Source organism: Eubacterium sp. AF17-7 (assembly GCF_003461285.1).
GTDB classification, from domain to species: domain Bacteria; phylum Bacillota; class Clostridia; order Lachnospirales; family Lachnospiraceae; genus Eubacterium_U; species Eubacterium_U album.
On record NZ_QTWU01000025.1, the window covers coordinates 1 to 5,978 of the forward strand.

General features: G+C 31.1%; 12 protein-coding genes and 1 pseudogene. All 13 read left to right on the plus strand.

Annotated elements, in window-relative coordinates:
- A pseudogene (locus DWW96_RS14120) lies at positions 1-300 on the plus strand (hypothetical protein); the annotation flags it as partial.
- A gap of 88 nt (positions 301-388) precedes the next feature.
- A complete protein-coding gene (locus DWW96_RS13475) occupies positions 389-925 on the plus strand; it encodes a TNT domain-containing protein (RefSeq protein ID WP_243003086.1) in 537 nt (178 codons plus the stop codon).
- Positions 926-1,147, plus strand: coding sequence for a hypothetical protein (locus DWW96_RS13480; RefSeq protein WP_117910780.1), 222 nt, complete (start codon positions 926-928; stop codon positions 1,145-1,147).
- 125 nt (positions 1,148-1,272) lie between these two features.
- Positions 1,273-1,863: a hypothetical protein gene (locus DWW96_RS13485; protein WP_117910781.1), complete on the plus strand. Its 591-nt coding sequence runs from the start codon at positions 1,273-1,275 to the stop codon at positions 1,861-1,863.
- A gap of 37 nt (positions 1,864-1,900) precedes the next feature.
- On the plus strand, positions 1,901-2,311 hold the full coding sequence (locus tag DWW96_RS13490) for a hypothetical protein (RefSeq protein ID WP_147339838.1): 411 nt from the start codon (positions 1,901-1,903) through the stop codon (positions 2,309-2,311).
- 326 nt (positions 2,312-2,637) lie between these two features.
- The gene (locus DWW96_RS13495; protein WP_158562725.1) at positions 2,638-3,057 is read left to right on the plus strand and encodes a glycohydrolase toxin TNT-related protein; all 420 of its coding nucleotides are present in this window, start codon (positions 2,638-2,640) and stop codon (positions 3,055-3,057) included.
- A 17-nt stretch (positions 3,058-3,074) separates the two neighbouring features.
- Positions 3,075-3,320, plus strand: coding sequence for an Imm59 family immunity protein (locus DWW96_RS13500; RefSeq protein ID WP_117910790.1), 246 nt, complete (start codon positions 3,075-3,077; stop codon positions 3,318-3,320).
- A 62-nt stretch (positions 3,321-3,382) separates the two neighbouring features.
- On the plus strand, positions 3,383-3,616 hold the full coding sequence (locus DWW96_RS13505) for an Imm74 family immunity protein (protein ID WP_117910784.1): 234 nt from the start codon (positions 3,383-3,385) through the stop codon (positions 3,614-3,616).
- A gap of 199 nt (positions 3,617-3,815) precedes the next feature.
- Positions 3,816-4,082 carry a hypothetical protein gene (locus tag DWW96_RS13510; protein ID WP_117910785.1) on the plus strand — a complete coding sequence of 89 codons (267 nt, stop codon included), beginning with the start codon at positions 3,816-3,818 and terminating at the stop codon, positions 4,080-4,082.
- A 101-nt stretch (positions 4,083-4,183) separates the two neighbouring features.
- On the plus strand, positions 4,184-4,504 hold the full coding sequence (locus DWW96_RS13515; protein WP_117910786.1) for a hypothetical protein: 321 nt from the start codon (positions 4,184-4,186) through the stop codon (positions 4,502-4,504).
- Positions 4,505-4,846: a hypothetical protein gene (locus DWW96_RS13520; RefSeq protein ID WP_117910787.1), complete on the plus strand. Its 342-nt coding sequence runs from the start codon at positions 4,505-4,507 to the stop codon at positions 4,844-4,846.
- Positions 4,847-5,309: 463 nt separating this feature from the next.
- Entirely contained in the window at positions 5,310-5,738 is a 429-nt protein-coding gene (locus DWW96_RS13525) for a hypothetical protein (RefSeq protein ID WP_117910788.1), read from the plus strand.
- An 18-nt stretch (positions 5,739-5,756) separates the two neighbouring features.
- Positions 5,757-5,978 (plus strand): hypothetical protein (locus DWW96_RS13530; RefSeq protein WP_147339839.1); only part of this gene is annotated, 222 nt, incomplete at its 3' end.

Here is a 5,978-nt window from a genome sequence, read left to right on the forward strand (position 1 = left end):
TTTGAACCGTGTAAACCGTTTAATATTAAATATATTGAAGATAAAATAGTATGCATGAAATTTGTAAACAGCTCTGAAATAACTGAATATTATAGAATAAGGACAATTGCAATTTATAAAGGTTTTGAATTTGAAATTGTTGAAGAAACAGAAGACAAGTTGTCTATAGTTACAATGATAGGGGATTGCAGGGAGTGGAAAAGATTAGGAATGAAGTGTATTGAAAGGTATGTATATCAGAAATGGATAAACAAAAATGAAGCAGAGATTAAAATAGTAAAGGAAAATTTTAAATTGTAATTATAAGAGCAATTTAAGGTAAATTAAGTAATTACGACAAGCGCATTCGAAAGGGAAATATTCGTTTTAGAATGCGTTTGTTGTAAAGATGAGAATAATCGACAGTCTGGAGCCGACAGAAGCTAAAAAAGCAGTAAGCTTTATAAACAGTTATGGTGATGATGCACTGGAAATGTTTAAGGAAGGGAAAAGCTTTGATGAGGTAAAGAAGATTGTTGAGAGTGGTAGATATACAATCGGTACTGATGAATTAGTTGTAAGAGATAGCAAATTTTTAGATGCAGATGGAAATATTGATTGGGAAAAATGGGCCCCAAATGGCGGGAGAGTACCAGGAACAATTAAAGAAAATCAAACCATTTCTTCAGGAACTATTATGGACAGATATGGAAGTCAATGGGGAAAATATACGTCGCCAGTAGGGGTACCATATGAACAAAGGGCACTTCCATATATTGAGAACTTAAATGCATACCATAAATATGAAGTGTTAAAACCAATTAATAACGTTACAATATCTGAAATTGCTCCAGCATTTGAACAAGTTGGTGGTGGAATTCAGTTTGAATTACCATATAATATAAAAAAATTAAAAGAATTGGGCTACATAAAGGAGATTAAATAAATGACGAGAGAGGTATTAGAAAAAAAATTAAAAGCTGCTGGTGTTCCAGATTATATTTATAATCTGACAGGAAAAGGGATAAAAGATGAACGGTTATGCCTGGAAAAAATTCAGGATAAGTGGTCTGTTTATTATTTAGAAAGAGGTATTAAGACAACAAATAAATTCTTTGAATCAGAAGAAGATGCTTGTCAGTTTTTGTATGTACAATTGATGAATTAAAATGATATTTGAAATTTATTATGGTTATATTTTGAACTCCAACAATCTAAACTTAAGGCAAGTCTTAAATAGAAAAATAACTAAATAAATCGCTGGTACATTTACTAATGAAGGGTGATGATAAAATGATTAGTAGAAACTACATAGAATGCTTAAAAATTTATTTGGGAACAAAAACGAATATTGTATTTGATGAACAGACTATAAAAGTATATATAGATTGTGAAATTCAAAGTGTTTTAAAAGAAGATGATAGTAATTACATATTATTTATTGTGGAAAGAGGAAACAAAAGAAAAATTAAAGAATATAAATCGGAAATTGAAGCAAAAAGAAATTTTGCTATATATGTGAGAAGAATGTTAAATGATAATGAATCTACTGTTGCCTCTGAATTTAACGGAATAAAAGATACATTAGAATTACGAAGTAAAATGATAAAATTAACTGATGAAAAATGGTATTCAATAAATAATTTAGTAGAAGATAAAATAAACATTCTAAAAGATGAAGCGGGAGTGTATAACATATTATTTATTAATAGAAATGGCAAAAAATATTTAATTGAAAGGGACAGGAAAGTGCCTGATATATTTGAAAAATTTTATAGGGAAGTACTTTATTACAGAGATATTATGAAACAAATAGTAGAATATGAGAAAGTATTTAATGATAAAATCGAATATAAAACAAAGATTAGAATGCTTGGATATTAATAGATTAGAAAAATTGATATGGAAAAGAGGGCGTTTTATGAAAGATGGAGAATTTGCAATTTATTTAGGAAAAGAATATTCAGCAGGGGAAACTCAAGAAGGAAAAATAGTGTTACGTTCAACAGACATAGAGTATGTGAAAAACGGTTTTGAACCATGTAAACCGTTTAATATTAAATATATTCAAGATAAAATAGTATGCTTTAAATATGTAAATAGCTCCGAAATAACTGAATATTACATAATAAGGTCAATGGCAATTTATAAAGGTTTTGAATTTGAAGTTGTTGAAGAAACAGAAGACAAGTTGTCTATAGTTACAATGATAGGTGATTATAGAGATTGGGTAAGATTAGGAATGAAGAGCATTGACATAGGTGTGTATCAAAAATGGATAAACAAAAATGAAGCAGAGGTTAAAATAGTAAAAGAAAATTTAAAATTGTAATAATAAGAGCAATTTAAGGCAAATTAAGTAATTACGACAAGCGCATTCGAAATGAAAATATTCGTTTTGGAATGCGTTTATTGTAAAGATGAGAATAATTGACAATCTGGAGCCGACAGAAGCTAAAAAAGCAGTAAGCCTTATAAACAATTATGGTGATGATGCACTGGAAATGTTTAAGGAAGGAAACAGGTTGGATTAGATGCGGCTGAAGCATTTGCTAAGAATGGTATATGGCATAGCGAGGTACAAATACCAAAGAATTCATTTGCGTTAAACCCAGATGGAAGCATAAATTGGTCAAGAGCACCTCAAGGTGGATATCTTTGAATACTGATGGGAATGCAATTAAAGAATTATATATACCTAAGATTGGAGAAGTAATAGATAGATATGGATCTGCGGACGGAAGATACGTTTCACCAGTAATTGGCGGTAAAGCTTTTAGTTATTCAGAAAGATCATTACCATATGTAGAAGATGCATCGAAGTATCATCAATATGAGGTGATAGGAGATTTTGCAAAAATTGAGTACTATGTGAAAAATTGTACAAATAATGAATTAAAAACAAAAATAGATGCTACAGTAAAAGCATATTATGATGGCGATTATAGTAAACTAGTTTCGTATAGAGGTAAAGCGGCAAGAATTGAAGGCTGGGGAGAAGGTGGAGCGATTCAATATGAATTTTCGCTTTCTATAGAACAATTAGAAGCAATAGGTTTGATTAAAGAGATAAAATGATAAGGAGTGAAATTAAAATGACACGAGATGACATTAAAAAATTTATTAAAGAGGAAGGATTAAGAGGGTATAATTTCTTTGAAGATAGAATGGATATGGAGAATGAAATAGTTATAGTGAATGATTCCAATCAATGGATTGTATACGTAACAGATGAAAGAGCAAGTAAAATAACAGGGTCAGAGAAAATGTTTGATAATGAAATCGATGCATTAGATAATTTTTTAAAAAGATTAAGAGCATTAAATATTTTAAGAAAATAAGTATCATAATATGGAGTGATTTATGCATTCATTAATAGGAAAAATATGATGGAGGTGAGAAAATGAAAATTACAGGTAGCAATAATTATGTTAAGTTTGATTTGGAAAATGGGTATGTTATAAAAGCGGAAGGAGAAATGCTTATGGGGAGAAAGTTTGTGGCATATATGAATACTATGAAAACATGGGAGCCACCACATGAGAATGAAAAAATCAGCAAGGAACAAATAGAAAGAATCATTCAAGAAGTACAGAAAAGTATGAATGAAAATACGGTGAAGATTATTTTTGGATGAAATTGGTTAAATAATATTTATTAAAGTTATACATTCGGAGAACTAATAATTTATAACTCCTGCACGTCTATTAATTAATCATCATGGTTGTCCAGAAGCAATTAAGAAGCCATGATATTAATTAATAGACACACCTGATACAGGACATGTTCCCGGAGGAGGAAGCCCGGATTACTGGAATTTCACTGATGCATGGGAATTGTTAAGACAAAGTTACGATGAAAGAACGGCAGCCATACTGCAGGAATTTGGAGAAGACGGACTAAAGCTTGCAGAAAAGTATGGAGATGACCTTGCAAGAATAATCGACAATCTGGAACCGACAGAAACTAAAAAAGCAGTAAGCCTTATAAACAGTTATGGTGATGATGCACTTTATTTATTTAAGAAAGGAAAAGATGCGAATGAAGTAAAGAAGATTGCTGAGGGTGGTTTAAGTGAGACCAGAGTGGTACAGAAACAATAAAATTTAACGAAGTTAAGACATTTACAGCAGAAGAAACTAATCAATGGTTTATTGATAATGTCAAGCCTGATTATAAGCCACCATATAAACCTGGAACTTTAGTGAAGGAAATTGAACTTACTGAAAATACTACTTTTGTTAGAGTATATGATAATATGCCAGATGGATCGGGTATGTATGGAAGTTGGGTAATGAAAGCAGATGATATTAAAGGACTAACACCCTTAGAGATACAAAATAAGTTTGCTTTACCTAATACCCCTAAATATGTATGCGATGTGGAATTGGAGGCTGGAATTCACATAAGAGTAGGCGAGGTCAATCCTTTAGATGGATGGGGGAATGGTGGTGGAACACAATATGATTTAATTGGGCAAAGAATTGGTGATTTTAAGAATGAGAGGCTTTTGGAGGGTAATTAAATGTATCAATACGAAAAGAAGCATATTGAAATCAACGGGAATAGTTATGATTTTGAATTTGATATTCGAGCTGTAGTCCAGTATAAAGAAAAGTTTATAGTATTACTTGGGATTCCATTTAATAGAACTGAGATTAATAACATTTATTGTTTGGATGCTCAAGCAAAATTAATTTGGCAATCAGAGGATTTATCTACTCGCTATCCAGAGTTAAAAAATCTTCTTCCTTACGAGCAGATAGGCATAAAAGATGATACTATTTTTGCATCGGATTTCTATGGACGTAATTATAAAATTAATGTAGATAGTGGGAAGATAGAGGGATTTAATATTGTTAAGTAGTATCTTTAAAGAAAATTAATTATAATTTATTAGGGTTATACTTTCGGACTCCCAACAACCTATAACTCCTGCATGTCTATTAATTAACCATCATGGCTGTTGCGAAGCAATTAAGAATCCATAATGTTAATTAATAGACGCTAGCGAAATTTTGCTGAGTTGGGTATACGGACGAACATTACAAAATCAAAATAGAATATTTAGTTCCAATATGCTGATATAAACGCACTCCTAGCAACAAGAAAAAATGTTGCGAAAGAGTGCGTTTATATCAGTTTGTTAGGGAGGTAGATTTAGATACCATCAAAGAACGGCAGCCATACTGCAGGAATTTGGAGAAGACGGACTAAAGCTTGCAGAAAAGTATGGAGATGACCTTGCAAGAATAATCGACAATCTGGAACCGACAGAAGCTAAAAAAGCAGTAAGCCTTATAAACAGTTATGGTGATGATGCTCTGGAAATGTTTAAGGAAGGAAAAAGCTTTAATAAGGTAAAGAATGTTGTTGAGAGTGGTAGAAAGGTTATTTCTTATACAGAATATGACAATATATATCAGAGTAGTATACATAATGCAGGCAAAGAAAAAGTAATGCTTGGAAAATATGATGGAGGTGGTCCAACCAGTTATATAACAAAAGCAGGAGATGATTATACATATTTTAGTTTGGGGAATGAGTGGGATACTATTAAAACTAAATATGGATATACGGATGATGAAATGTTTAAATTGTTTAATGAGGCATTCCTAGATGATGGAATAAATGAAGGAAAAACATTTCAGTTTTCACATAATCCGATTAATGATACTGGTGCATTAGGAAAAGAGTATCAATACCTATTAAAAAATAATTACAAGTGGGATGCTGAAACTATGACAATGAAACCATAATATTAAAGGAGAATAACAATGAATGTAGATGAATTATATGATTTAGTGGAAGATTTTTTTGGATATAAAGCAAAGATGAGGTATATTAATTCTGCAACAAAGGAAGTTGCATGTGTATTATATGATTCTTTTTTGTTAAAATGTAATTTAGATGATCAGTATGGAAGATTTGGAGCGGGTTTGGAAGTAGGAAAAGAAGGTGTTATAACAGAATTTTTAGGAAAAAGTTGTTCGTTAAAT

Excerpts from the sequence above, each read along its gene's own strand:
- DWW96_RS13475 (WP_243003086.1), top strand. The coding sequence starts at position 389 with ATGAGAATAATCGACAGTCTGGAGCCGACAGAAGCTAAAAAAGCAGTA.
- DWW96_RS13480 (WP_117910780.1), top strand. The coding sequence starts at position 926 with ATGACGAGAGAGGTATTAGAAAAAAAATTAAAAGCTGCTGGTGTTCCA.
- DWW96_RS13485 (WP_117910781.1), top strand. The coding sequence starts at position 1,273 with ATGATTAGTAGAAACTACATAGAATGCTTAAAAATTTATTTGGGAACA.
- DWW96_RS13490 (WP_147339838.1), top strand. The coding sequence starts at position 1,901 with ATGAAAGATGGAGAATTTGCAATTTATTTAGGAAAAGAATATTCAGCA.
- DWW96_RS13500 (WP_117910790.1), top strand. The coding sequence starts at position 3,075 with ATGACACGAGATGACATTAAAAAATTTATTAAAGAGGAAGGATTAAGA.
- DWW96_RS13505 (WP_117910784.1), top strand. The coding sequence starts at position 3,383 with ATGAAAATTACAGGTAGCAATAATTATGTTAAGTTTGATTTGGAAAAT.
- DWW96_RS13520 (WP_117910787.1), top strand. The coding sequence starts at position 4,505 with ATGTATCAATACGAAAAGAAGCATATTGAAATCAACGGGAATAGTTAT.
- DWW96_RS13525 (WP_117910788.1), top strand. The coding sequence starts at position 5,310 with ATGTTTAAGGAAGGAAAAAGCTTTAATAAGGTAAAGAATGTTGTTGAG.